Origin of the sequence: Oleiagrimonas citrea (assembly GCF_012395255.1) — a bacterium.
Classification (GTDB): domain Bacteria; phylum Pseudomonadota; class Gammaproteobacteria; order Xanthomonadales; family Rhodanobacteraceae; genus Oleiagrimonas; species Oleiagrimonas citrea.
Window position 1 is genome coordinate 627,673 of record NZ_JAAZQD010000002.1, and the last position, 25,290, is coordinate 652,962.

General features: G+C 69.3%; 25 protein-coding genes. 17 read left to right on the forward strand and 8 right to left on the reverse strand.

The window, feature by feature from the left end; translation table 11 throughout:
- Window positions 1-30: 30 nt before the first annotated feature.
- The 12 genes from HF690_RS06840 to ilvN all read left to right on the forward strand — a co-directional run bounded on the left by HF690_RS06840 (window position 31) and on the right by ilvN (window position 14,853).
- Window positions 31-1,158 (forward strand): homoserine dehydrogenase family protein, encoded by a 1,128-nt coding sequence (locus tag HF690_RS06840; protein ID WP_168608976.1) that lies wholly within the window; start codon window positions 31-33, stop codon window positions 1,156-1,158.
- Window positions 1,155-2,099, forward strand: coding sequence for a homoserine kinase (locus HF690_RS06845; protein ID WP_168608918.1), 945 nt, complete (start codon window positions 1,155-1,157; stop codon window positions 2,097-2,099). The genes HF690_RS06840 and HF690_RS06845 overlap by 4 nt, the downstream gene beginning before the upstream one ends.
- Window positions 2,087-3,385 carry a threonine synthase gene (thrC, locus tag HF690_RS06850; RefSeq protein WP_168608919.1) on the forward strand — a complete coding sequence of 433 codons (1,299 nt, stop codon included), beginning with the start codon at window positions 2,087-2,089 and terminating at the stop codon, window positions 3,383-3,385. The genes HF690_RS06845 and thrC overlap by 13 nt, the downstream gene beginning before the upstream one ends.
- A 465-nt stretch (window positions 3,386-3,850) precedes the next feature.
- A complete protein-coding gene (locus HF690_RS06855; protein ID WP_168608920.1) occupies window positions 3,851-5,461 on the forward strand; it encodes a 2-isopropylmalate synthase in 1,611 nt (536 codons plus the stop codon).
- 55 nt (window positions 5,462-5,516) lie between these two features.
- On the forward strand, window positions 5,517-6,572 hold the full coding sequence (locus HF690_RS06860; protein ID WP_168608921.1) for a branched-chain amino acid transaminase: 1,056 nt from the start codon (window positions 5,517-5,519) through the stop codon (window positions 6,570-6,572).
- The gene (gene leuC / locus HF690_RS06865; protein ID WP_168608922.1) at window positions 6,569-7,987 is read left to right on the forward strand and encodes a 3-isopropylmalate dehydratase large subunit; all 1,419 of its coding nucleotides are present in this window, start codon (window positions 6,569-6,571) and stop codon (window positions 7,985-7,987) included. The genes HF690_RS06860 and leuC overlap by 4 nt, the downstream gene beginning before the upstream one ends.
- A gap of 115 nt (window positions 7,988-8,102) precedes the next feature.
- Window positions 8,103-8,687 (forward strand): 3-isopropylmalate dehydratase small subunit, encoded by a 585-nt coding sequence (leuD, locus tag HF690_RS06870; RefSeq protein WP_168608923.1) that lies wholly within the window; start codon window positions 8,103-8,105, stop codon window positions 8,685-8,687.
- Between the two features lie 124 nt (window positions 8,688-8,811).
- A complete protein-coding gene (gene leuB, locus HF690_RS06875) occupies window positions 8,812-9,909 on the forward strand; it encodes a 3-isopropylmalate dehydrogenase (protein ID WP_168608924.1) in 1,098 nt (365 codons plus the stop codon).
- Between the two features lie 10 nt (window positions 9,910-9,919).
- Complete coding sequence (gene ilvD, locus HF690_RS06880) at window positions 9,920-11,599, forward strand: dihydroxy-acid dehydratase (RefSeq protein ID WP_168608925.1); 1,680 nt, start codon at window positions 9,920-9,922, stop codon at window positions 11,597-11,599.
- Between the two features lie 44 nt (window positions 11,600-11,643).
- On the forward strand, window positions 11,644-12,666 hold the full coding sequence (ilvC, locus tag HF690_RS06885; protein ID WP_168608926.1) for a ketol-acid reductoisomerase: 1,023 nt from the start codon (window positions 11,644-11,646) through the stop codon (window positions 12,664-12,666).
- Between the two features lie 62 nt (window positions 12,667-12,728).
- The gene (ilvB, locus tag HF690_RS06890) at window positions 12,729-14,570 is read left to right on the forward strand and encodes a biosynthetic-type acetolactate synthase large subunit (RefSeq protein WP_338042885.1); all 1,842 of its coding nucleotides are present in this window, start codon (window positions 12,729-12,731) and stop codon (window positions 14,568-14,570) included.
- A gap of 25 nt (window positions 14,571-14,595) precedes the next feature.
- Window positions 14,596-14,853 carry an acetolactate synthase small subunit gene (gene ilvN / locus HF690_RS06895; RefSeq protein WP_168608928.1) on the forward strand — a complete coding sequence of 86 codons (258 nt, stop codon included), beginning with the start codon at window positions 14,596-14,598 and terminating at the stop codon, window positions 14,851-14,853.
- Between the two features lie 16 nt (window positions 14,854-14,869).
- On the opposite strand, the gene HF690_RS06900 is transcribed toward ilvN, so the two are convergent.
- Window positions 14,870-15,220 carry a VOC family protein gene (locus tag HF690_RS06900; RefSeq protein WP_168608929.1) on the reverse strand — a complete coding sequence of 117 codons (351 nt, stop codon included), beginning with the start codon at window positions 15,218-15,220 and terminating at the stop codon, window positions 14,870-14,872.
- Window positions 15,221-15,439: 219 nt separating this feature from the next.
- Between HF690_RS06900 and ubiA the strand changes: the two genes are divergently transcribed.
- Window positions 15,440-16,333 carry a 4-hydroxybenzoate octaprenyltransferase gene (gene ubiA / locus HF690_RS06905; protein ID WP_425495905.1) on the forward strand — a complete coding sequence of 298 codons (894 nt, stop codon included), beginning with the start codon at window positions 15,440-15,442 and terminating at the stop codon, window positions 16,331-16,333.
- Between the two features lie 16 nt (window positions 16,334-16,349).
- On the opposite strand, the gene HF690_RS06910 is transcribed toward ubiA, so the two are convergent.
- From HF690_RS06910 to HF690_RS06920, 3 genes are all read right to left on the reverse strand, one after another.
- Window positions 16,350-17,069, reverse strand: coding sequence for a ComF family protein (locus tag HF690_RS06910; RefSeq protein WP_168608931.1), 720 nt, complete (start codon window positions 17,067-17,069; stop codon window positions 16,350-16,352).
- Window positions 17,070-17,115: 46 nt separating this feature from the next.
- Window positions 17,116-17,499 (reverse strand): hypothetical protein, encoded by a 384-nt coding sequence (locus HF690_RS06915; RefSeq protein ID WP_168608932.1) that lies wholly within the window; start codon window positions 17,497-17,499, stop codon window positions 17,116-17,118.
- Between the two features lie 83 nt (window positions 17,500-17,582).
- Window positions 17,583-17,789, reverse strand: coding sequence for a hypothetical protein (locus HF690_RS06920; RefSeq protein ID WP_113066080.1), 207 nt, complete (start codon window positions 17,787-17,789; stop codon window positions 17,583-17,585).
- 158 nt (window positions 17,790-17,947) lie between these two features.
- Here HF690_RS06920 and bioB point away from each other — a divergent pair, with 158 nt between their 5' ends.
- On the forward strand, window positions 17,948-18,973 hold the full coding sequence (gene bioB / locus HF690_RS06925) for a biotin synthase BioB (protein WP_168608933.1): 1,026 nt from the start codon (window positions 17,948-17,950) through the stop codon (window positions 18,971-18,973).
- Window positions 18,974-18,985: 12 nt separating this feature from the next.
- Here bioB and HF690_RS06930 read toward each other — a convergent pair whose 3' ends face one another.
- The gene (locus HF690_RS06930) at window positions 18,986-19,795 is read right to left on the reverse strand and encodes an SdiA-regulated domain-containing protein (RefSeq protein ID WP_168608934.1); all 810 of its coding nucleotides are present in this window, start codon (window positions 19,793-19,795) and stop codon (window positions 18,986-18,988) included.
- Window positions 19,796-19,863: 68 nt separating this feature from the next.
- Between HF690_RS06930 and bioF the strand changes: the two genes are divergently transcribed.
- Window positions 19,864-21,081: an 8-amino-7-oxononanoate synthase gene (gene bioF / locus HF690_RS06935; RefSeq protein ID WP_168608935.1), complete on the forward strand. Its 1,218-nt coding sequence runs from the start codon at window positions 19,864-19,866 to the stop codon at window positions 21,079-21,081.
- On the opposite strand, the gene HF690_RS06940 is transcribed toward bioF, so the two are convergent.
- Complete coding sequence (locus HF690_RS06940) at window positions 21,051-21,566, reverse strand: hypothetical protein (protein WP_113066084.1); 516 nt, start codon at window positions 21,564-21,566, stop codon at window positions 21,051-21,053. The genes bioF and HF690_RS06940 overlap by 31 nt on opposite strands.
- A gap of 126 nt (window positions 21,567-21,692) precedes the next feature.
- Between HF690_RS06940 and bioH the strand changes: the two genes are divergently transcribed.
- Together bioH and bioC are read left to right on the forward strand one after the other, a co-directional pair.
- A complete protein-coding gene (gene bioH, locus HF690_RS06945) occupies window positions 21,693-22,469 on the forward strand; it encodes a pimeloyl-ACP methyl ester esterase BioH (protein WP_168608936.1) in 777 nt (258 codons plus the stop codon).
- The gene (gene bioC / locus HF690_RS06950; RefSeq protein WP_113066086.1) at window positions 22,466-23,353 is read left to right on the forward strand and encodes a malonyl-ACP O-methyltransferase BioC; all 888 of its coding nucleotides are present in this window, start codon (window positions 22,466-22,468) and stop codon (window positions 23,351-23,353) included. The genes bioH and bioC overlap by 4 nt, the downstream gene beginning before the upstream one ends.
- Window positions 23,354-23,417: 64 nt before the next feature.
- Here bioC and HF690_RS06955 read toward each other — a convergent pair whose 3' ends face one another.
- Both HF690_RS06955 and HF690_RS06960 read right to left on the reverse strand, forming a co-directional pair.
- Window positions 23,418-24,239, reverse strand: coding sequence for a transporter (locus tag HF690_RS06955; RefSeq protein ID WP_113066088.1), 822 nt, complete (start codon window positions 24,237-24,239; stop codon window positions 23,418-23,420).
- A gap of 91 nt (window positions 24,240-24,330) precedes the next feature.
- Window positions 24,331-25,089, reverse strand: coding sequence for a hypothetical protein (locus tag HF690_RS06960; protein WP_168608937.1), 759 nt, complete (start codon window positions 25,087-25,089; stop codon window positions 24,331-24,333).
- Window positions 25,090-25,290 lie beyond the last annotated feature (201 nt).

A 25,290-nucleotide genomic window follows, 5' to 3' on the forward strand; every position in this document is an offset into this window, starting at 1 on the left:
CGGGCCTCTCAGGGAGGCAACACCGTGAACATGCACGCATCGCAACTGGACCCCGACGGCCTGCAACCGCCGACGGCCGCGCCGACGCCCGCGCTGCGACGGCTGACCGTGGGCGTGGTCGGACCCGGCCGCGTCGGCAGCGCGCTGCTGGAGCAATTGCGCGCGGCGCGCGAGCGTCTGCGCCGCGAACAGCACATCGATCTGCATTTGCGCGTGGTCGCCGACAGCCGGCGCATGTGGCTGGACAGCGACGACGACGCGCTGAACGCGCGCCTCGGCGGCGCGCAGATCTGGCGACCGTCCAGCCTCGACGATGTCGCGGCCTGCCTGCACGGCGCGCCGGGCGCGGTGATCGTCGACTGCAGCGCCAGCGAGGCCGTCGCCGCGCGCTACGCCGACTGGCTCGCCGCCGGCCTGCATGTGGTCACCCCGAACAAGCTCGCGCCCAGCGGACCGCTGCCGCACTGGCGCGCGTTGCAGAACCTGGCCCGCACACAGCGCGTGCAGCTGCGTTACGAGGCCACGGTCGGCGCTGGCCTGCCGGTGGTGCAAACCCTGCGCGACCTGCTCGACACCGGCGACGAACTGATCGCGCTGGAAGGCATGCTATCCGGCACCCTGGCCTGGCTTTGCTACGCCTACGACGGCCAGCGTCCGTTCTCCGAGCTGGTGCGCCAAGCCCATGAACTGGGCTACACCGAACCCGATCCGCGCGCCGACCTGGACGGTCTCGACGTGGCGCGCAAGCTGGTGATCCTGGCGCGCGAAAGCGGTCGCGGGCTTTCCCTCGACGACGTCTCGGTGCAGTCTCTGGTGCCGGACTCTCTGCGCCACGTCGATCGCGAGCACTTCATGAATCACCTGCACCTGCTGGACGCCCCCATGGCGGCGCTGCACGCCAAGGCCACCGCCGAGGGCGCGGTGCTGCGGCACATCGGCCGCCTTGATGCGGACGGCCGCGCGCGCGTCGGTCTGGTTGCGCTACCCGCGGAACACGGCTTCGCGCAGGCACGCGGCGCCGACAACATCGTGCAATTCCACACCCGCCGCTACGCCGACACGCCACTGCGCGTGCAGGGGCCCGGCGCCGGCCCCGACGTCACCGCCGGCGGCGTGTTCACCGATCTGCTGCGCGTGGCCGCGGAGGCGCGCGCATGAACGCGGACATTCGACACGAAGCCTGCGCCTGGGCGCCCGCCAGCGTCGGCAACATCGGCATCGGCTTCGACATCCTCGGCCACAGCCTGGACGGCGCCGGCGACCGCGCCCGCGTGCGCCGCATCGACGCGCCGCTCGTGCGCATCGACGGCATCGACGGCTGCGTCACCGACCTGCCGCGCGAAGCCGCCGCCAACACCGCCGGCCAGGCCCTGATCGCCCTGCGCGAAGCACTGGACCTGCCGTTCGGCTTCGCCGTGCATCTGCATAAGGGCATCGCGCTCGGCTCGGGCATGGGCGGCTCCGCATCTTCGTGCGTGGCGGCGCTGGTCGCCGCCAACGCGCTACTGGATGAACCGCTGTCACGCGAGGCCCTGTACCCGTTCGCGCTCGACGGCGAGGCCGTGGCCAGCGGCGGCCGTCACGGCGACAACGTCGGCGGCATGCTGCTCGGCGGGCTGGTGCTGACCACCGAGCAACACCTGATCCGCCTGGACGTGCCCGACGCCTGGCATTGCGCGCTGGTGCATCCGCACGTCGTGGTGGAGACGCGCCGCGCGCGCGAAGCGCTGTCCGGAGCCTACGCCATCGGCGAGTTCGTCGCCCAGAGCGCGCACCTGGCGCTGGTGCTGACCGGCTGCCAGCGCGGCGACGCCGGCCTGGTGCGCGACGGCCTGCGCGACGTGCTGGTCGAACCGCGCCGCGCACCGCTGATTCCCGGCTTCGATGCGGTGAAGCGCGCCGCGCTGGATCACGGCGCGCTCGGCGCCAGCATTTCCGGCGCCGGCCCCAGCGTGTTCGGCTGGTTCGAGCGACGCGCCGAAGCCGAAGCCGCCGCCGTCGCCATGGCTCGCGCCTTCGCCGATCACGGTCTGGACAGCGACCGCTTCGTCGCGCCGATCAACGGCCCCGCCGCACGGCTCGAATCATGCGCATCCTGAGCACTCGCGGCGACGTGCCCGCCGTCGGCCTGAGCGCCGCCATCGCCGCCGGACTGGCGCCGGACGGGGGCCTGTACGTCCCCGCCGCGTTCCCGCGCGCGGACCTCGACGCGATCGCGCCTGACGCCGCGCTGGCCGATATCGCCGCCTGGCTGTTGCGCCCATGGTTCGCGGGCGACCCGCTGGCCGCGCACCTCGACGCGATCTGCCAGGAGGCGCTGTCGTTCGACACGCCGCTGCGCCCGCTGCCGTGGAATGACACCTACCTGCTGGAGCTGTTTCACGGCCCGACCGCTGCGTTCAAGGACATCGGCGCGCGTTTCCTCGCCGCCTGCATGCGCCGGCTGCGTGCGCCGGACGATCCGCCGCTGACCATTCTGGTCGCCACTTCCGGCGATACCGGGGCGGCCGTGGGCGCGGCCTTCCATCGCCTGCCGGGCTTTCGCGTCGTCATCCTGTATCCGGACGGTCGCGTGTCGCCGCGCCAGGCACACCAGCTCGGCTGCTTCGGCGACAACGTGCACGCCTTCCGCGTCGCCGGCAGCTTCGATGACTGCCAGCGCATGGTGAAGACCGCCCTCGGCGACACGGATCTGCAAGCACGCACACCGCTGAGTTCGGCCAACAGCATCAGCCTGGGCCGCCTGCTGCCGCAGATGAGCTACTACGCGCAGGCCGCGCTGCGCCTGCATGCCGAGTACGGCATCGCCCCCGACTTCGTGGTGCCAACCGGCAACCTCGGCAACGCGCTGGCCTGCGTCTGGGCGCGCGCGATGGGCCTGCCCATCGGCGACATGCACCTCGCTTGCAACGCCAACGCGGTGCTGCCCGACTTCCTCGCCGGCGCGGACTATGCGCCGCGCGCCAGCGTCGCCACGCTCGCCAATGCGATGGACGTCGGCGCACCAAGCAACGCCGAACGCCTGCGCTGGATGTTCGACGACGAAACCCTGCGCGCGCGCTTCACCGCGCAGAGCGTCGACGATGCCACCATCCGCAACACCGTGCGCACGTTCGCTGATGCGCACGATCTCATCGTGTGCCCGCACACCGCAACCGCACTGCATGTGCTCGCACAGCTTCGCGATGTGGACCCGACGCGCCTGCGCGTCGCCGTGGCCACCGCGCACCCGGCCAAGTTCGAAGGCGTGATCGAGCCGCTGATCGGTCGTTCCGTGCCGGTGCCTTCCACCCTGGACCATCTGCTGCGTCGCGCTGCCCATGCCGAACCGTTGACGGCGGGCGACGATGCGCTGCGCGCGGTTTTGCTCGATGGCGGTCGATGACACAACGTGGACAAGCGGTGTCTGCTGGCCGAACAGAGTATGAGGGTGTTCCCGCAGAAGTCGCTGGGTGACTTAACGCCACACCATGATGATCCGCACCACATCACGCTCTCACCACGCATATGCAATCTAGCCATATGGACGTCCATCCATCTACACGCACTTTTCGTTGACAGCGCCGAAAACCCTGCGTAGGTTCGGTAGACATGTCGCAGCACACGCGCCAGCACGAAAACGCCCCGACCGGCTTTGCCCCGGTCCGCGCGCTGCTGTCGTCACTGCGTGACGTCGCGCTCGTGCGCATCGAGCTAGCCCTAATCCTAGTCGTAGTCATTATTACCAGCGGAGGTGCGGGTTAAGGGCACGCGTCCACGATTAGCGCAACACGGACACAGTCAAAAACCCCGCACCCGGAAACGGATGCGGGGTTTTTTGTTGCCCTTGGCCCGCCCAGCGGAGCCTCGGATGAATCAACAGAATCACACATCGCCACGCGCCACCGACGACGACTCCGTTGCCGTCGACGATCATGTACGCGTTTTCGACACCACCCTGCGCGACGGCGAGCAGGCGCCTGGTTTCTCCATGAACCGCGCGCAGAAGATGCGCCTGGCGCACGCGCTGGAAGAGCTGGGCGTGGACGTGATCGAGGCCGGCTTCCCGCAGGCCTCGCCCGACGACTTCGCCGCCGTGGCGCAGATTGCCGGCGCGCTCCGGCACAGCACCGTGTGCGGCCTGTCGCGCTGCCTGCCCGGCGACATCGAGACCACCGCGCGCGCACTGGAACAGGCGAAGTCCGCGCGCATCCACCTGTTCCTGTCGACCAGCCCGCTGCACCGCGAGCACAAGCTGGGCATGAGCAAGCAGCAGGTGATCGATACCGCCGTCGACGCCGTGCGCCGCGCCCGCGCGCTGTGCGACGACGTCGAGTTCTCCGCCGAGGACGCGCTGCGCACCGAGCACGACTTCCTCGCCGAGATCTTTTCCGCCGTGCTCGACGCCGGCGCGGTGACGCTGAACGCGCCGGACACCGTCGGCTACACCACGCCGACCGAGGTCGCCGAACTGTTCACCTGGCTGCGCGCGCATGTGCGCGGCGCCGAGCGCGCGGTGTTCTCCGCGCACTGCCACGACGATCTGGGCCTGGCCGTCGCCAACAGCCTGGCCGCCATTGGCGCCGGCGCGCGCCAGGTCGAGTGCACCATCAACGGCATCGGCGAGCGCGCCGGCAACGCCGCGCTGGAGGAAATCGTCATGGCGCTGCGCGTGCGAGCGCCGCACTACGCCGTCGACACGCGCATCGATGCACGCCGTCTGTATCCGACTTCGCGCCTGCTGTCGCGGCTGACCGGCCAGGCGCTTCCGCGCAACAAGGCCGTAGTCGGCGAGAACGCCTTCGCGCACGAATCGGGCATCCACCAGCACGGCATGCTCAAGCATCGCGGCACCTACGAGATCATGCGCGCCGAGGACGTCGGCGTGCCGCCCACGCGGCTGGTGCTGGGCAAGCATTCGGGCCGCCACGCATTGCGTCAGCGGCTGGAGGAGCTGGGCTACACGCCCGACGAAACCCGCCTCGGCGCCATCTTCGACGCCTTCAAACAACTCGCCGACCGCAAGCGCGAGATCCACGACGGCGACCTGGAAGCGCTGGCGCTGGGCCGCGATCCGGACCAGCCCGGCCCGTGGCGCATCGAGCAGCTGCATGCGGCCTCGCATCTGCGCGGCGGTGCTTCGGCCTCGCTGAAACTGCGCCACGACGATGGCCATGAAGTCAGCGAAGCGGCCATCGGCGACGGCCCGGTCGACGCCGTGGTGCGCGCGGTCGAGCGCGCCACCGGCGAAGCGCTTCCGCTGACCGACTTCCGCATCCTCTCCGCCAGCGAAGGCGGCGACGCACAGGGCCAGGCCGTGCTCGTGGTCGACCGCGAGCAACGCCAGTGGCGCGGTCACGGCTGGTCCACCGACATCGTCGAGGCCGCCGCGCTGGCCGCGCTGGATGTGGCCAACGCCATCGCCCGCGACCACGCACGTCAGGCCCGCAAGACGTCCGTCGCCGAGGCGGCCCACGCATGACGCCGCGCCGCCTTTCCACCCCCGTCACCCCCACGCACAGCCCCGCGAGGACCCCATGAGCGACTCCACCCTGATCTGGCAGAACGGCGCGCTGAAGCCCTGGCACGAGGCCACGGTGCATGTCAGCGCGCACGCGCTGCACTACGGTTCCTCGGTGTTCGAGGGCGAGCGCGTCTACGCCACCCCCGACGGCCCGCGCTTCTTCCGCCTGGCCGACCACACTCGCCGCCTGTTCGCCTCGGCACGCGTGTACGGCATCGACATCGGCTACACGCCGGACGAGATCGACAATGCCTGCCGCGAGGTCGTGCGCGCCAACGGCATGGACTGTGCCTACGTGCGTCCGGTGGTGTTCCGCGGCGCGGGCGGCCTGGGCATCCTGCCCAAGGATGACGTGGTCGACGTCGCCGTGCTCGCGCTGCCGTGGGGCAGCTACCACGGCGACGCGCGCGAGCAGGGCGCGGACGTGTGCGTGAGCAGCTGGAACCGCGCCGCGCCGAACACCTTTCCCAGTTGGGCCAAGGCCGGCGGCAACTACCTCAACAGCCAGCTGATCGCACTCGAAGCGCGCCGCGGCGGCTACGCCGAGGGCATCGCCCTGGGCTGCGACGGCCTGCTTAGCGAAGGCGCGGGCGAGAACCTGTTCCTGGTGCTGAACGGCGAACTGGTCACGCCGCCGACCAGCGCCGGCGTGTTGGTCGGCATCACCCGCGACAGCGTCATCGCGCTGGCCGGCGAGCTGGGCATCCCCTTCGTCGAGCGCGCACTGCCGCGCGAGGCGTTGCTGTACGCCGACGAGATCTTCCTGTGCGGCACCGCCGCCGAGATCACCCCGGTGCGCTCGGTCGACGGCGCGCCCGTCGGTCGCGGCGGCGTCGGTCCGATCACGCGCGCGCTGCAGGACGCCTTCTTCGGCCTGTTCGATGGTCGCACCGAGGATCGTTGGGGTTGGCTGACCGGGCTGGACGAACCGGTTTCGGCAAGCCTTACGAGTAACTCCGAGCATCCGGGGTTTGCCTCCGCGGTCATCCATGACCGCGAAGAGCGAGAAGCGGCCGCCCATGGCCGCACTGTCCGAGAAGCGCCGGATTCGATGGAGGCCTCCGCATGACCACCCCACGCACCCTGTTCGAAAAAGTCTGGGACACCCACCAGGTCGTCGCCGAAAAAGCCGATGCGCCAGCCGTGCTCTACATCGACCTGCACCTGGTGCATGAAGTCACCTCGCCGCAGGCCTTCGATGAACTGCGCCGCCGCGAGCTGCGCGTGCGCCGTCCCGATCGCACCCTGGCGACGCTGGACCATTCCACGCCGACCCTGCCCGCGGCCGCCGACGGCACGCGCCCCTACGTGACGCCGCAGGCCGAGGCACAGGTGCGCACGCTGGAAAGCAACTGCGCCGCATTCGGCGTCGAGCTGCACGGCTGGGACAGCGACGCGCGCGGCATCGTCCACGTGATCGGCCCGGAACTGGGCGCGACGCAACCGGGCATGACCATCGTCTGCGGCGACAGCCACACCGCCACGCACGGCGCGTTCGGCGCGCTGGCCTTCGGCATCGGCACCACCGAGGTCGGCCACGTGCTGGCCACGCAATGCCTGCTGCAACGCAAGCCGAAGACCTTCGCCATCCATGTCGACAACGCCCTGCCGGCCGACGTCTCGGCCAAGGACCTGGTGCTGCACGTGATCGCCACGATCGGCGTCGGCGGCGGCACCGGCCATGTGCTGGAATTCCGCGGCCCGGCCATCGAGGCGCTGTCGATGGAAGAACGCATGACGGTGTGCAACATGGCCATCGAGGCCGGCGCGCGCGCCGGCATGATCGCCCCCGACCAAACCACCTTCGACTGGCTGAAGAACCGCCCGCGCGCGCCGCAGGGGGACGCCTGGAACCGCGCCGTCGCGCACTGGCAGACGCTCAAGAGCGACGACGGCGCACGCTACGACCGCGAAGTGCGCATCGACGCCGCCACCGTGTGCCCGACCGTCACCTACGGCACCCATCCGGGCATGGCCGCGGCGATGGACGCGCCCGTGCCCGCCGCCGCCAACGCCCAGGAAGCCCGCGCGCTGGAGTACATGCAGGTCCGCGCGGGCAAGGCGATGGCCGGCATGCCGGTCGACGTGGTGTTCGTCGGCAGCTGCACCAACTCGCGCCTGCCCGACCTGCGCGCCGCCGCCGAGGTGCTGCGCGGGCGCAGCGTCGCCGAGGGCGTGCGCATGCTGGTGGTGCCCGGCTCCGAATCGGTGCGTCGCGCCGCCGAGGCCGAGGGCCTGCACGAAGTCTTCACTGCTGCCGGCGCGGAATGGCGCGTGCCCGGCTGTTCGATGTGCATCGCCATGAACGGCGACCTGGCCCAGCCCGGCCAGCTGGTGGTGTCGACCTCCAACCGCAACTTCGAGGGCCGCCAGGGCAAGGGCGCGCGCACGGTGCTGGCCAGTCCGGCCACCGCCGCCGCTTCCGCCGTGGCCGGTCGCATCGCCGATCCACGCACGCTGATGAACGAGGAGCAAGCGGCATGAAGGCCAGAAGTGAAGAGCGAGGAATGAGAAGTGAGCAGAGCCAGCCGCGGCTCGGCCTTTCCTCACTTCTCAGTCCTATCCACTCACTCCTCGCTTGCTATCCCGGAGACGCCACATGAAGCCTTTGACCCGCATCCGCTCGCGCACCGCCGTGCTGGCGCACGCCAACATCGACACCGACCGCATCATCCCGGCGCGCTTCCTCACCACCACCGAGCGCACCGGCCTGGGCCGGCACGCCTTCGAGGACTGGCGCTACCGCGCCGACGGCAGCGACGACCCAGACTTCGAACTCAACCGACCCGAAGCGCGCGGCTGCCGCATCCTCGTCGCCGGCCGCAACTTCGGCTGCGGCTCCTCGCGCGAGCACGCGCCCTGGGCGCTGCTGGATTTCGGCATCCAGGCGGTGCTGTCCAGCGAGATCGCCGACATCTTCCGCTCCAACGCGCTGAAGAACGGCCTGCTCGCGGTGGTGGTCAGCGAAGCCGAACACCGTTGGCTGCTGGACCACCCCGGCGTGGAACTGTCCATCGACGTCGCCGGCAGCTTCATCGAACTGCCTGATGGCGGCCGCTTCGCCTTCGAGCTGGACGGCTTCGCCCGCCACTGCCTGCTGCAGGGCGTGGATCAGCTCGGTTTCATCCGTCAGCACGCCGACGCCATCGACGCCTACGAACAACGCGTGGAGCAGGCCGCATGAGGGTGTTCAGAAGTGAGGGGCGAGGAGTGAGAAGTGAGCAAGGCCACTTCCACCCTAGCCCATGCCCCTCGCTTTTCTCAGTTCTCACGCCTCATCACTCACTTCCCATCTCCAGGATCTAAACATGCACGCTCATCTCGTCACCCTCCCCGGCGACGGCATCGGCCCCGAGGTCACCGCCGCCGCCGTCGATGTGCTCAAGCACGTCGCCGCCCATCACGGCCACGATTTCCGCTTCAGCGAGCACGCCATCGGCGGCGCCGCCATCGACGCCACCGGCGCGCCGCTGCCCGACGCCACCCGCGACGCCTGCCTGGCCGCCGACGCGGTGCTGCTGGGCGCGGTCGGCGGTCCGAAGTGGTCGGACCCGAACGCCAAGGTGCGTCCCGAGCAGGGCCTGCTGGCGCTGCGCGCGGCGCTCGGCGTGTTCGCCAACCTGCGGCCGCTGAAGGTGCATCCGCGCCTGGCCGAGCGCTCGCCGCTGAAGACCGAGCGTCTGAAGGACGTCGATTTCGTGGTCGTGCGCGAACTCACCGGCGGCGCCTACTTCGGCGCCAAGACCCGCGACAGGGACCGCGCCACCGACGAATGCGCGTACACCGTGACCGAGATCGAGCGCGTGCTGCGCCGCGGCTTCGAGCTGGCCAGCCAGCGCGGCCGCCGCCTGACCTCGGTGGACAAGGCCAACGTGCTGGAGACCTCGCGCCTGTGGCGGCACACCGCCGAGCAGGTCGCGCGCGACTACCCGGAAGTGCATCTGGAGCACCAGCTGGTCGACTCGATGGCGATGCTGATGCTGACCCAGCCGTCGCGCTACGACGTCATCGTCACCGAGAACCTGTTCGGCGACATCCTCACCGACGAGGCCGCCGCGCTGGCCGGCTCGCTGGGTCTGCTGCCCTCGGCCTCGCTGGGCGATAGCCATGGCGGCCTGTACGAGCCGATCCACGGCTCGGCCCCGGATATCGCCGGGCGCAACGCCGCCAATCCACTCGGCGCCATTGCCAGCGCCGCGCTGCTGTTGCGCCATGCGCTGGGGCTGGAAGCCGAAGCCGCCGTGATCGAGGCCGCGGTCGAGCATGTGGTCGCGCACGGTCCGTGGACGCGCGACCTCGGCGGCACCGCCAGCACCACGCAAGTGCGCGACGCGGTGATCGCCGCACTGGATCTGGACGAGGACTGCAGGCCGGCGTTTCTCGCCGGCATGCGGGCCTGTGGCTGAGGGGCGGCGCATGCGAAGCGACACCATGAAGAAAGGCCCAGACCGCGCCCCGGCGCGCGCGATGATGCGCGCCACCGGCCTGGACGACGACGCCATCGGCAAGCCGCTGGTCGCCGTGGTGCACACCTGGTCCAACGTCAGCCCGTGCAACCTCAACCTGCGCGACCTGGCCAACGACGTCGCCGACGGCATCCGCGCCGCCGGCGGCACGCCGATCGAGTTCAACACCATCGCCGTCACCGACGGCATGGCGATGGGCACGCCGGGCATGCGCGCCTCGCTGGTCAGCCGCGAGGTCATCACCGACTCCATCGAACTGGCCGTCAACGGCCACTGCCTCGACGCCATGGTGGTGCTGTGCGGCTGCGACAAGACCATTCCCGCCGCCGCGATGGCGCTGGCGCGCCTGGATATTCCGGGCGTGGCGCTGTACGGCGGCAGCATCGGCCACGGCACACTGGGCGGCAAGTCGATCACCGTGCAAGACGTGTTCGAGGCGGTCGGCGCGCACGGTGCGGGCAAGATGTCCAACGCCGAGCTGAAGCAGGTCGAGACCCGCGCCTGTCCCGGCGCCGGCGCCTGCGGCGGCCAGTACACCGCCAACACCATGGCGATGATCCTGACCACGCTGGGCTTGTCGCCGGTCGGTTTCAACGACGTGCCGGCCACGCACGCGGACAAGCCGGACGTCGCGCGCCGCTGCGGCGCACTGGCAATGGCGTGCCTGGCGCAATCGCGCACGCCGCGCCAGCTGATGACGCGCGAAGCCTTCATCAACGCCGCGCGCCTGGTCGCCGCCACCGCCGGTTCCACCAACGCCGCGCTGCACCTGCTGGCGATCGCGCACGAAGCCGGCGTGCAACTGGATCTGGAGGACTTCAACGCCGCCTCCGAGCAGACCCCGGTGATCGCCGACCTGATGCCGGCCGGTCGCTACAGCGCGGTGGAGATGTTCGAGGCCGGCGGCGTCGCCGCCATCGCCAACGAACTGCGCCGCGCCGGCATGCTGGTCGACACGCCGACCGTCACCGGCCGCAGCCTGTTCGCCGAGCTCGACGACGCCCCGCCGGCGCAGGTCGCGCATGACCTGGTGCATTCGGTCGACGCGCCGATCAAGCCGCGCGGCGGCTACGCGATCCTGTACGGAAACCTCGCGCCGCAGGGCTGCATCCTGAAGCTGGCCGGCCTCGGCCAGGGCGGCTTTACCGGCACCGCGCGCGTGTTCGAGAGCGAGGAAGACGCCTTCGCCGCGGTGCAGAACGATCGCATCCAAAAGGGCGACTTCCTCGTCATTCGCAACGAGGGACCGGCCGGCGGCCCGGGCATGCGCGAGATGCTTGGCGTCACCGCCGCGCTGATCGGCCGTGGCCTCGGCAACGATGTCGCGCTGATGACCGACGGCCGCTTTTCCGGCGCCACGCGCGGCTTCATGGTCGGCCACGTCGCGCCCGAGGCCGCACGCGGCGGACCCATCGCCCTGCTGCGCGACGGCGACCGCATCGTCATCGATAGCGAGGCCCGCACGCTCAGCACCGACGCCGACCTCGACGCCCGCCGCGAAAGCTGGAACGCCCCGCCGCCGAAAGTCACCCGCGGCGCACTGGCCAAGTACGCGCAGCTGGTCGGCTCAGCCTCGGTGGGCGCCGTCACCAACGGCTCCACGCCCTACCGCTGGCGCACATCCGCCTGAAACCCGACGACCCCGCATCGATCCGCACTTCACTGGAGAACACCATGAGCACCGCCACCACCGACCTTCTGAAAGACGCCCGCATCGCCGTCCTCGGCTACGGCAGCCAGGGCCGCGCGCACGCGCTGAACCTGCATGAATCCGGCCTCGACGTGATCGTCGGCGCGCGCGAGGGCGGTCCGTCCTGGCAGCGCGCGCAGGACGACGGCCTGAAGGTCGCCACGCCCGCCGACGCGGTCAAGGACGCCGACCTCGTCGCCGTGCTGACGCCGGACATGACCCAGCCGAAGCTGTACGAGGAAGCCATCGCGCCGCACATCAAGCCCGGCGCGGCGCTGCTGTTCGCGCACGGCTTCAACGTGCATTTTGGCCAGATCACACCGCGCGAGGACATCGACGTGAACCTGGTCGCGCCCAAGGGCCCCGGCGCGCTGGTGCGTAGCGAATACCAGCGCGGCCGCGGCGTGCCCTGCCTGGTCGCCGTGGCGCAGGACGCCACCGGCCAGGCCGAAGCCAAGGCGCGCGCCTACGCGGCCGGCATCGGCGGCGCGCGCGCCATGCTCATCCAGACCGACTTCAAGGAAGAGACCGAAACCGACCTGTTCGGCGAACAGGCGGTGCTGTGCGGCGGCGCCAGCGAGCTGGTGCTGAAGGGTTTCGAGACCCTGACCGAAGCCGGCTACCAGCCGGAGATCGCCTACTACGAGGTGATGCACGAGCTGAAGCTGATCGTCGACCTGTTCTACGAGGGCGGCCTGGCGAAGATGCTGCAATTCGTGTCCGAGACCGCGCAGTACGGCGATTACACGCGCGGCCCGCGCATCGTCGACGAGGCCACCAAGGCGCGCATGAAGCAGGTCCTGACCGAGATCCAGGATGGCACCTTCGCCCGCGAATGGACGGCCGAATACGACGCGGGTCTGCCCAACTACAAAAAGTTCAAGCAGGCCGATCTGGAGCATCCGATCGAGAAGGTCGGCGCGCAGCTGCGCGCGCGCATGGCCTGGCTGCACAAGGACAAGCAGGCCGCGACCGCCACCGGCGAACCGATGAAGAAAGCCGGCTGATGCGCGGGCCGGCTTCCCGCGCGGAGGCCGGCCCTTGGTTTCGAAGATCCAGGGAATTTGCAGTGAACGCTTCCGCTTTGCCCGCCGAACAACCCGCTTCCACGCCCGCCACGACCGGCGCCGACATCGTCGTGCAGGTGCTCGCCGGCGAGGGCGTGGACGTGCTGTTCGGCTATTCCGGCGGCGCCATCCTGCCGGTGTACGACGCCATCTTCCGCCACAACGCCGAGCACGCCGACACCGATGGCAAGGAACCCTTGCCGCTGGTGGTGCCGGCCAACGAGCAGGGCGCGGGCTTCATGGCCGCCGGCTACGCACGCGCCTCGGGCAAGGTCGGCGTCGCCATCGTCACCTCGGGACCGGGTGCAACCAACACGGTGACGCCGGTGCGCGACTGCATGGCCGACTCGATTCCGCTGGTGGTGATCTGCGGCCAGGTCGGCACCGCCGCCATCGGCAGCGACGCGTTTCAGGAAGCGCCGATCACCAACATCATGAGCGCCTGCGCCAAGCACGTGTTCCTGGTCACCGATCCGGACCGTCTGGAGGCCACGCTGCGCACCGCGTTCACGCTGGCGCGCAGCGGGCGGCCGGGGCCGGTCGTCGTCGACATTCCCAAGGATGTGCAGAACGCCGCGCTGACCTTCCGTGGCGACGGCGAGCTGCCGCTGCCCGGCTACCGCGCGCGCATCGCCACCAGCGCCACCGGCGGACTCGACGACGACGCCTGCCGCGCCTTCTTCGACGCGCTCAAGGCATCCAGGCGGCCGCTGATCTACGCCGGCGGCGGCATCATCGCCGGCGAGGCCGCGCGCGCGCTGCGCGCCTTCGTCGAAGCCTTCGGCGTGCCCGTGGTCACCACGCTGATGGGCATCGGCGGCATCGACACCACCGACCCGCTGGCACTGCACATGCTGGGCATGCACGGCACCGCCTACGCCAACTACGCGGTCGAGGACTGCGACCTGCTGCTGGCGCTCGGCGCGCGCTTCGACGACCGCGTCGCCGGCGTGCCCGACGCCTTCGCCCCGGGCGCGAAGTTCCTCGCCCAGATCGACATCGACCCGGCCGAGATCGACAAGGTCAAACCCGTCGACTGGCACCACGTCGGCGACCTGACGCCAATGCTCGAACAACTGACCGTATGGGGTCGAGCACACGATGTGCAGCTCGATGTCAACGACTGGCACGCGCACGTCGCCGCGCTGAAATCGCGCCACGCGATGAACTACGACCGCGACCACGCGCTGATCCAGCCCTACGCCGTGCTCGAGGAAATCAACCGCCACACGCAGGGCCGCGCCATCATCACCACCGGCGTCGGCCAGCACCAGATGTGGGCGGCGCAGTACCTGCACTTCCGCGAACCGCGCCACTGGCTGACCTCCGGTTCGATGGGCACGATGGGCTTCGGCCTGCCCGCCGCTATCGGCGCGCAGTGCGCGCGGCCTGACGCGCTGGTCATCGACATCGACGGCGACGCCAGCATCCGCATGAACCTGGGCGAGCTGGAAACCGTCACCACCTACGGCCTGCCGGTGAAGATCGTGGTGCTCAACAACTGCGGCGACGGCATGGTGCGGCAGTGGCAGAAGCTGTTCTATCGCGGCCGCTTCATGGCCTCGGACAAGAGCCTGCACCGCAAGGACTTCGTCCAGGCCGTGCAGGCCGACGGCTTCACATGGGCCAAACGGTTGGACGACCCGCGCGCACTGGCCGCCACTGTCGCCGACTTCCTCGCCTTCGACGGCCCCGCCTTTCTTGAAGTGATGATCGACCCGGATGCCGGCGTCTACCCGATGATCGGCCCCGGCGCGCGCTACGCGCAGATGATCACCGGCGACTTCATTCCCTCGCGCGACGCGGACGGCGACAACGCGCCGTCGGTCACCGCCATGTTCTGACGGAAGCCTTCCGACGGAGAACACCATGAAACACACGCTCTCGATCCTGTTGCAGAACGAAGTCGGCGCGCTGGTTCGCGTGGCCGGGCTGTTCTCGGCGCGCGGCCACAACATCGACAGTCTGCACGTGGCCGCCACCCGCGACCCGGCCGTCTCGCGCCTGACCCTGACCGTCCACGGCGACGCCGCAAGGCTGACGCAGATTCTCAACCAGACCCGCAAGCTGGTCGACGTGCTGCAAGTCGAGCACCGCAGCGAGTCGCCTGAATCGCACGCGGCGTGACGCGGACGCGCCGTATCTATCTGGCCTCGGCCACGACATCCAGCTCGAACACGTGATTGTCGTCGTCGGTGAAGTACAACGCCGTCTCGCCACGAGCGAGCTGCACGCAGCGCCCCTGCGTCTTCAGCCGCTGCGCACACGACGCCAACTCGTCCGCGTCGACCGCGAAGGCGATGTGGTCGCCGTTGGTCTTCGCCGGCGGCTCGCCCGCCACCAGCGCCAGACAGACGCCGCCCAGATGCACGTGCGTGTCATGGTCGCCTTCGCCCGGCGTGACCCGCGCATCGTCGAACAGGGTCCCGAGCCAGGTGGCGGTGCGCATCGGATCGCGCACCATCAGCGCGATGTGATCGAGGTGTCGTGGCATGGGTCTGCTCGTTCCGTGAGTCGTACCTCGACGCTAGCACGGAACGCTTGACCGGCTCGTGACAGAACCCGCTCGAATGCCGCGCAACGCGCGGCTACACTTGCGCGCATGAATCGTCCGCCACGCCCCGCTCCCCGCCGCCGTCCGCCGCCGCGCGTCCCGCCGCGTGCGCGCACCAGCGTCCAACGCACCGAAGACAGCTCGCAGCGCGCCGGCCAGGTGTTGGGCTGGCTGCTCAAGTGCCTTCCCGAGCGCTGGCGTGCGCCGACCTACGACATGCTGGTGCTGACGCGCATGGACCGCCCAGTCGGTGCACTGCTGCTGCTTTGGGCCTGCTGGTGGGCGCTGTGGCTGGCGGCGATGGATTTCCCGCCGTGGAAGCCGTGGCTGATCTTTACCCTCGGCGTGTTCGTGATGCGTTCGGCCGGCTGCGCCATCAACGACTATGCCGACCGCAAGCTGGATGCGCAGGTGCAGCGCACACGCGAGCGACCCATCGCCGCCGGACGCATCACGCCGAAGCGCGCGCTGACCGTGTTTTTCGTGCTGCTGCTGGTCGCCTTCGGCCTGGTGCTGCTGACCAACCCGCTGACCATCAAGCTGTCCTTCGGCGGCGCGGCGCTGGCGGCGATCTACCCGTTCACCAAGCGCTACACGCACCTGCCGCAGGTGGTGCTGGGCGCGGCCTTCGGCTGGTCGATCCCGATGGCCTTCGCCGCCGTCGCCAACCACGTGCCGCCGCTGGCCTGGCTGCTGTTCCTGGCCAACGTGGTGTGGTCGACAATGTACGACACCGAGTACGCAATGGTAGACCGCGAGGACGACCTGAAGGTCGGTGCCAAATCCACCGCGATTCTGTTCGGCGAACTCGACCGCGTGATCGTCGCGATCCTGATGGCGACCTTTCTGCTGGCGATGGTCATGGTCGGCCACCGCGCGCAGCTGGCCTGGCCGTACTGGCTGGGCGTCGTCGCCGCCAGCGGACTGATGGTGTGGCAGCAGTGGCTGATCCGCGGCCGCGAGCGCATCCCTTGCCTCAACGCCTTCCGCAACAACAACTGGGTCGGCTTCGCGCTGTGGATGGGGCTGGCCGTGGCGCTGGCGATCCGCTGATCGCCGCCACGCCCGTTCAGCGCTGACGTGGCAGCGGCGCGCGAGCCAGCGCCCACACGTCGACACGTTTGACGCCGACCCGCTTGAGCACCCGCGCGCACTCGGACAGGGTCGCGCCGGTGGTCATCACGTCGTCGACCACCGCGACATGCGCCGGCAGCTTCGAAGCCATACGTATCTCGAAGGCATCGCGCACGTTGCGCCGGCGCGCCGTGGCGTCCAGCTCGGTCTGCGCCTGCGTCGCCCGCACCCGGCGCAGCACGTCGTGCCGCAGCCGCACGCGCTGCCGACGCGCCAGCACGCGCGCCAGCTCCAGCGCCTGGTTATAACCGCGCTCGCGCAGCCGACGACGATGCAACGGCACCGGCACGATCAGCTGCGGCTTCGCCGGCGGCGCGCGCTGCGCCCACAACTCCGCCAGCGTGCGCCCGGCGGCGAGCTGGCCGGAAAACTTGTAACGCGCCTCCAGCCGATCCAGCGGCCACGCATAGCGAAACGGCACCCATGCCGCATCCCAGCGCGGTTCCCGCCGCAGACACGCCCCACACTGCGCCGCCGGATGCTCCAGCGGCAACGCGCAGCGTGCGCAGCAGACCGCGTTGCCCGGCAAGTCCTCGCGGCACGCCGCGCACAGATCAAGCCTGTCGCCGGGCGCGCCGCAGAGCAGACAGCGAGGCGGCAGCAGACGAAGTGAAAGATGCGCGCCGACTCGGCGCAGATGGTTCAAGGCTTCCATGCCATACCCTTTTTGTCGTTCCAATCAAAAGCGCAATATGCAAATTTCAGAATTGCGCACTAATCCCCTCGATACATAAATATGTTCGGTCATTCCTGATCGTGACGATCAATTCCAGCTGCACCGAACCCGAAGCATCCGTAGGCAATTCACATGTTGCCACGGCAAACAAGAACGACTCACCCGGCTTGAAATACGCCACCGATGTCCTCGGTGGGAGGTCCGACTTCACGAGCGACGTTGCGCCCAACTCGTCCAGAGAAGCCTGAAGTTCCTGCTGAATCGCATCGGGGATCGGGCGACCGTATGCCAACGCGTAACCGTACGAGGAAGCAAGCCAATCGTACTGCCCTGCCCGAAGGCGTACCCCTGCATCTGCAGCAAGCGCTGCAAGTGACACCGAATCAGTTTGATCTTTTGAAAGTTCCATCCTTGAACTCATTTCGTCCACACTGAGGGGAAATTCCGGCGAGCTTGGACCGCAATGAGGGCTGGCGGCGTTCTTCCATACGCCTACCGCTTCGGCTTGAACAACGCCGCATCGATGATCGACCACAGGTGGATGATCCAGCCCAGCAGGAACCACCACAGCACGGCGGCCAGCACGAACATGACCAGGGCGATCAGCACGCGCCCCTGCAAAAGCTGGCCGAGGCCGGGGATGAAGAAACTGCACAGTGCGGCGATGACGTTGCCGGCGCTGCCTTGTCCGGTGCTCATGGGCGAATCCTCTCTCGTGGATGACGGTTTCGCTCGATCCTAGCGGCTCGGGCGCGACCTCCCAAGTGCCGCACTGTCAACTCCATACGCCGCGTTCAAGTTGACAGCCTCGGGCGCGCTTCCGACACTTGTCGCCTTTCCCGACACCGGAACCGTCCATGTCCGCCGAGATTCGCCACGACTGGAAGCGCGAGGAAGTCGCCGCGCTGTTCGCCCTGCCGTTCAACGACCTGCTGGCGCGCGCGCACGCCGTGCACGCCGCGCACCACGACCCGAACGCGGTGCAGGTGTCGACGCTGCTGTCGATCAAGACCGGCGGCTGCCCGGAGGATTGCGCGTACTGCCCGCAGGCGCAGCGCTATCACACCGGCGTCGAGGCGCAGAAGCTGATGAGCGTGGACGCCGTGCTGGAGCGCGCCAAAGCCGCCAAGGAGGCCGGCGCCAGCCGCTTCTGCATGGGCGCGGCGTGGCGCGAGCCGAAGGACCGCGACATTCCCAAGGTCGCCGAGATCGTGCGCGCGGTGAAGGGCCTGGGCCTGGAGACCTGCGCCACGCTGGGCATGCTCAAGGCCGAACAGGCGCAGGCGCTGAAGGACGCCGGCCTGGACTACTACAACCACAACCTGGACACCGCGCCGGAGTTCTACGGCGAGATCATCCAGACCCGCGACTACCAGGACCGCCTGGACACGCTGGAACACGTGCGCGACACCGGCCTGAAGACCTGCTGCGGCGGCATCGTCGGCATGGGCGAGTCGCGCAGCCAGCGCGCCGGCCTGCTGCAGACGCTGGCCAACCTGCCCGAGCATCCGCAGTCGGTGCCGATCAACATGCTGGTGCAGGTCGAAGGCACGCCGCTGGCCGGCACCGAGGCACTGGACCCGTTCGAGTTCGTGCGCACCATCGCCGTGGCGCGCCTGATGATGCCGGACTCGATGGTGCGCCTGTCGGCAGGCCGCGAGCAGATGCACGACGAGATGCAGGCGCTGTGCTTCTTCGCCGGCGCCAACTCGATCTTCTACGGCGAGAAGCTGCTGACCACCTCCAATCCGGAAGCCGAGCGCGACCGCAAGCTGTTCGAGCGCCTGGACCTGAAGCCGCTGCAGGTCACCGAGACCTCCGAGACCGTGCACGCCGACATCGTCGAGCCGGCCTGCGAGGCGCGCGCCGAATCGGCGGCGTGAAACCGCGCCGTGTCAGTCGCGCCCGTAACGGTAGAAGAGGTTCGGCTCGCTGACGATGTAGAGATGTCCGTGTCCGTCCACGGCAATGCCTTCGGGCTGCGGCGGATGGGCTTGATCCAGCGCGCGGCGTGCGATCCGTTTGCCGCCGCGCGCGATCTCGGTGACACGCCGGGACTCGTCGCTGAGCAACAGCAGATGCCCGCTGGACGCGTCGAACTCGATACCGGAGAGGTCCTTGCCCGGATGCGCGACCTTCAGCCATGCGCTGTGGTCGGTGATCGCCTGCACCGGGCCCTCGCGAAGCAGGCCGCACCACTGGAACAACCCGCGCGGACGCCGCTCCTTGACCATCCAGAAGCAATCGTGACGCGCGTCGTAGGCCAACCCTTCATAGCCGTCGTTGCCATGCGCGAACAGATCCAACCGGAAAATACGTGCATCCCGATGCCGGGCGCGCTCGATGCCTTTCGGCGGCAGCGCGAAGATCGCGATCTGGTTGCGGCCCTCCTCGGTCACCGCAACGCGACCGTCGGCGAGCAGCGCCACGCCCTCGGTGTCCTCGAAGCCGTCGAGCGCGATGCGACGCAACACGCGCCCGTCGGTGTCGAGCACCAGCAAGGTGGACGGATTGTTGACCACCGCCAGCAACCGGTCGTGCCGCGCGTCGTAGGCCAGTCCCGAAAGATTGTCGGCCACGCCCTGCACGCGCGCTTGCCTCTGCAACTGGTAGCCGGCCAGATCGCCCGTCGCGGACGATGCCTGCGCACTCGTCGCCACGAACAGCGCCAGCATCAGACAGATCAAGGCATGACGGCATGTCACGATGTGCGGCTCCCGTTGCACGCCCAGTGCGCGCGTGACCGGCAATGTAGCAGCGCCGGAGCCCGCGCATGAACCGCCCCGACCTGCTCGACCAACTGGCCCGCGCCACGCAGGAACGCGCACAACGCGGCCTGCACCGACGCCTGCGCGCCGTCGAGCACACGGCATCGGGCCGCTGCCGCCTCGACGGTCACGAATTCATCGTGTTCTGCAGCAACGATTACCTGGGCCTGGCCGCGCACCCGGACGTGATCGCCGCGCTGCAACGCGCCGCCGCCGAACACGGCGTCGGCAGCACCGGCGCGCACCTCATCAGCGGCCATCACCGCGCGCATGCCGAACTGGAAGAAACGCTCGCCGTGTGGACCGGGCGCGAGCGCGCGCTGCTGTTCTCCACCGGCATCATGGCCAACCTCGGCGTGATGCAGGCGTTGCTGGGTCGCACCGACACGCGCCAGCCGGGCCTGTGCCTGCAGGACAAGCTCAACCACGCCAGCCTGATCGACGGCGCGCGCGCCACCGCCGCCACCCTGCGCCGCTATCCGCACGCCGACGTCGACGCCGCCGCGCGCCAGCTCGCCGCGCACCCGAATGACGCCGCGCTGCTGGCGACCGACGGCGTGTTCAGCATGGACGGCGACATCGCGCCGCTGCGTGCGCTGGCCGCGCTGTGCCGTCGCGAAAGTGCGACGCTGATGGTCGACGACGCGCACGGTCTCGGCGTGCTCGGCCCACAGGGCGCGGGCAGCCTCGCCGACGCGGGGCTGACGCAGGACGACGCGCCGATCCTGATGGGCACGCTGGGCAAGGCGCTGGGCACGGGCGGCGCATTCGTCGCCGGTTCGGCCGCGCTGATCGACGGGCTGGTGCAGTTCGCGCGCAGCTTCGTCTACACCACCGCGCCGCCGCCGGCGCTGGCCGCGGCCACGCTGGAAGCCGTACGCATCGCCCGCGCTGCCGACGACCGCCGTGAACGGCTGCGCCACTTGATCGAACGCTTCCGCAACGGCGCGGCCCAGCTCGGTCTGCCGCTGATGCCGTCGACCACGCCGATCCAACCGCTGCTGCTGGGCGATGCCGAACGCGCCAGCGCCGCCGCGACCGCGCTGGAACAGGCCGGCTTCCTGGTCGGCGCGATCCGCCCGCCGACCGTGCCGGACGGCCAGGCGCGGCTGCGCATCACGCTGTCCGCCGCGCACCGCGACGACGACGTCGACCGCCTACTCGATGCCCTCGCCGCGCTGCCGCGCAAAACTCAGGCCGACCCTGCTTCGGATTCCTGCTGATGCTGCGCCTGCAACTGCCGCACCATGATCCGGCGCACCGCGCGCTCGAATGCGGGCGTGGACGCCTGCGCGGCCTGGTCGCCGAACAGGGCCTTGAGGTTGCGCGTCACCTGGACCGGCGTCATCACCAGGCCCCACGGAAAACCCCACCAGCCCAGCAGCAGGCTATAGACCGCGTGCCCGAGCTGCCGCTTGCGCGCGCAGTGACGGCAACAGATCGCCTGCGGGCTGCTCCACTGCGTCATGAAGACGAACGAATGCACCTTGTGGCTGACGCGCAGATCGACCGGTCCCGGCCCGTTGCACTGCGGACACGGCTCGTTGCGCCAGCGCTGCATCACCTCGCGCACCTGCGCGTCGGGGAGACTGCGCCCGAGGGCGATCTCCGCGTCGTAACTCGCACACCGCGCACCGCAGTACACGCGGTCACCGCTTCGCTTGCCGCCGAACAGAATCAGGCGACCGCACTGATCGCAACTGGCCATGTCGTGTTCCCCCTGTTGAAACGCTGCTCATCGCCGGGATCGACCGCAGGTCGACACCCGTCCCCATGCGCCGGCGCACGTCGCGCACGACGCCGGCCCGTTCACCTCTCGGTATCATAATCGGCTATGTCCTCTCTGTTCATCCAAACCCGCGGTCGCGGCGACACCCACCTCGTCCTGCTGCACGGCTGGGCCATGCACGGCGACGTGTTCGAGCCGCTGATCGAAGCGCTCGACGACCGCTGCACGATGCACGTGGTCGACCTGCCCGGCCACGGCCGTTCGCGCGACAGCGAGCTGCTGCTGGAACCCGAGGCCTGCGCCCGCGCCATCGCCGAGGCCACGCCGCCCGCCGTGTGGCTGGGCTGGTCGATGGGCGGCCTGATCGCGCTGACCGGCGCGCTGCGCCATCCCGATCATGTGCGCGGTCTGGCGCTGCTTTCGAGCACACCATGCTTCGTGCGCAAGGACGGCTGGCCGTACGGTATGGAGCCGGACGTGTTCGAGCAGTTCAGCGACGATCTCGACCAGGATTACAAGGCCACGCTGGATCGTTTCCTGGCGCTGGAAGCCATGGGCAGCGAGCACGCCCGCGAGGAGATCCGCAACCTGCGCGCGCTGGTGTTCGCGCATGGCGCACCAGACAAGCGCGTGCTGAAGCAGGGCCTGGCGTTGCTCGATCACAGCGACCTGCGCGCCGAGCTGGCATCCGTGGAGCAGGACAGCGTATGGATCTCCGGCCACCGCGACCGCCTGGTGCCCGGCGCGGCCATGGCCTGGGCGGCCGAGCAATGCGAGGGCCGCTACACCGACATTCCCCGCGCCGGCCATGCCGCCTTCATCGGTTTTGCCGACCAGGTCGTCGAGGCACTGGCCCCGCTGCTGGAAGGAGCGTCGGCATGAGCGACTTCCACCTCGACCGCGCACATGTGCGCCGCGCCTTCGGTCGCGCCGCGACCACCTATGAGAAGCACGACGTGCTGCAGCGCGAAGTGCTCGACGCCCTGCACGACCGTCTCGATTTCTATCTGGAGACGCCACAGCGCGTGCTCGACCTCGGCGCCGGCACCGGCCGCGGCAGCGCGCTGCTGAAGCAGCGCTATCCGAAGGCCGACGTCATCGCCGTGGACCTGGCCGTGCCGATGCTGCAGCAGGCCGCGCGCCACAGCCGCTGGCGGCGACGCTTCGCACGCGTGGCCGGCGAAGCCACGCAGTTGCCGCTGGCCGATCACTCCATCGACCTGCTGCACTCGAATCTGTGCATCCAGTGGTGCGACGACCTCGCCGCGCTGTTCGCCGAGTTCGTGCGCGTGCTCAAGCCCGGCGGCTTCATGGCCGTCACCACCTTCGGCCCCGACACGCTGCGCGAACTGCGCGCGGCCTGGGCCGAGACCGACCAGCAGTCGCACGTGGGCCGATTCCTGGACATGCACGACCTGGGCGACGCGATGATCAACGCCGGCCTGCGCGATCCAGTGCTGGACGTCGACCGCTACACGCTGACCTACGCCGAACCGGCCGACCTGGCGCGTGATCTGAAAGGCCTGGGCGCGACCCACGCCGACAGCGCGCGCCCGCGCGGCCTGACCGGCAAGGCCCGCTGGAAGCGCATGCTCGACCACTACGAAGCCATGCGCAACACCGACGGCCGCATCCCCGCCACCTGGGAAGTGGTCACCGCGCACGCCTGGGGACCGCCCAGCGGACAGTCGCGCCGCGCCGCAGGCGGCGGCGAAATCGCCAGCTTCTCGCTCGACCAGCTGCGCGGCTCGCGGCGCAAGCGCTGAACCCGGAAAACAAGACGGGCGCCCGAAGGCGCCCGTCCGTGATCCGTGCAAATCGAACGATTTCTCAGAACATGTAGCGTAGCGACGCGCCGCCGCCCCAGTCGGGACTGCCATCGGAGAAACCGGTCATGACATACGCCTGCAGACGCAGACTGTCGTCGAGGTTGTGGTTCCAGTAGCCGGTCAGCTCCTTCTGCGCGTAACCGCCGTCGGCGATGCGCTCGCGGTAGTAGTAGTACGCGCCGAGACTGTCCGACTTGCTGAAGCGGTAGCTCGCGCCGACGTTGGCGTTGGCACCGTTCTTCAGCTTGATGTACTGCGAGCTGCCGTAGTTCATGTAGCCGACGCCGCCGAACACGGTCCAGTGACCGATGCCCTTGTAGGCGTCCAGGTTCAGGCCGTAGTCGTTCTTGCCCGTGCCCAGGCCCTTGTTCTCGTCGGCGGTGCCGAACTTCACCTTCGCGCCCAGATCCATGCCGAAGCGGTCGGTCTGGTCGTAGAACAGGTTGTAGCTGGCCTTCGCCACCACGTCGCCGAGCCCGGAAGCGCTGCTGCTGGTCTGCGTGGTCGTCGTCGTGGTGCCGCCACCCGCATTGCCGTTGCCGCGCCCCAGACCCCGCGGATTGCCATTGTTGACCTTGCCCACGCCGGGCACGACGTTGCCGGTGCCGGAGATGTGGATGTAGGGCACGGTCAGCTTGAAGCGCCACTTGCCGGTGTCGTAGCCGAACGTCAGCGGCACCGACCAGATGTCGGTGGTGGTGTCGGTGCCGTATTTGCCGGAGGTGTAGTCGGCGCCGGCGGTGAAGCTGGGCGTGCCGGCCAGCGCCGGCATCGCGACGAATGCGGCCAGCAGGCCGAGACTAAGCGTCCGCATGCGGATCATGATTCTGTCCTTCGGGGGGTGGTGCGGCCGGACGCAGAGCGCCCGGCCGGTACTTCAGGGGAGACGATGGATGCATCGCGCGAAGGCGCGATCAACCGCCCGGACGGCCCGCGTGATCGGGCAGGTCGGGGCGCTCCGGACGTTCGGGACGGTCCGGCCTGCTCGGGCGATCGGGACGATCCGGGCGCTCAGGCCGCTGCGCGACGTCCGGGCGCGTCGGACGGCTCGCGGACGCCACGCTGTGGGCGTGATCGGACATCTTCGCGGCCACGTCGTCCGGCTTGCCGTGCGTCATGCCGGCCTGGCTGTGCGTGGTGTGCGACGCCGAAACCACGGCGCCCAGGTTCACACCCAGCGTCTGGGCGATCTGCCCCCAGCCCTGGCCGGACGCGCGCAATGCCAGCACGCCCTGGAGGTCGACGGTGCTGCCGTCGTCCAGCGTGACGGTGCCGCCGTTGAGCGCCGCTTCCAGCTGATCGGCAGTCGGATCGGTGATGCCGGCAGCGGCCAGGTCGGCCTGTGCCAGCGCCAGGCTGATGTTGACATTGCCATAGCCCATCGCGCCGGTGGCCGGCGTGAAGGTGGTGTCCGACGTGGTCGTGGTGCCGTCGCTGGCGGTGGTGGCGGTGCTCAGGGTGATGTCAGTACCGTTGCGCAGACCGTCGACCAGAGCCTGAGCGTTGCTGTCCGAGCCGGCCAGCGTCGTGTACTGGGTGACGATTCGCGTACCGCCGGCGGTATCGGTCGTGGTGGCGCTGCCGCCGTCGTCGGCGAAGGCCGCGCCACTGGCCAGCAGGGCCGTCAGCGCAGCAACCAGCAGCTTCCTGCCGGCATGTCCTCGTGTATGCATGTTCCCGCTCCCGTCATGTGTGGTGTCATCGGGGCCTGTCCTGCGGCCTGGCAACCGTACTTGGCGGCTGCCTTGTTTCCGTGACCCCATGTTCTAAGCCGAAGAAACCGAACGTTCCCTGACCGAATCGGGATTTCGGCAAAACGGCACGCGAACGAAACGCGATAGCGTGACGACCCCCGCAGATTGCGCAATGAGCGC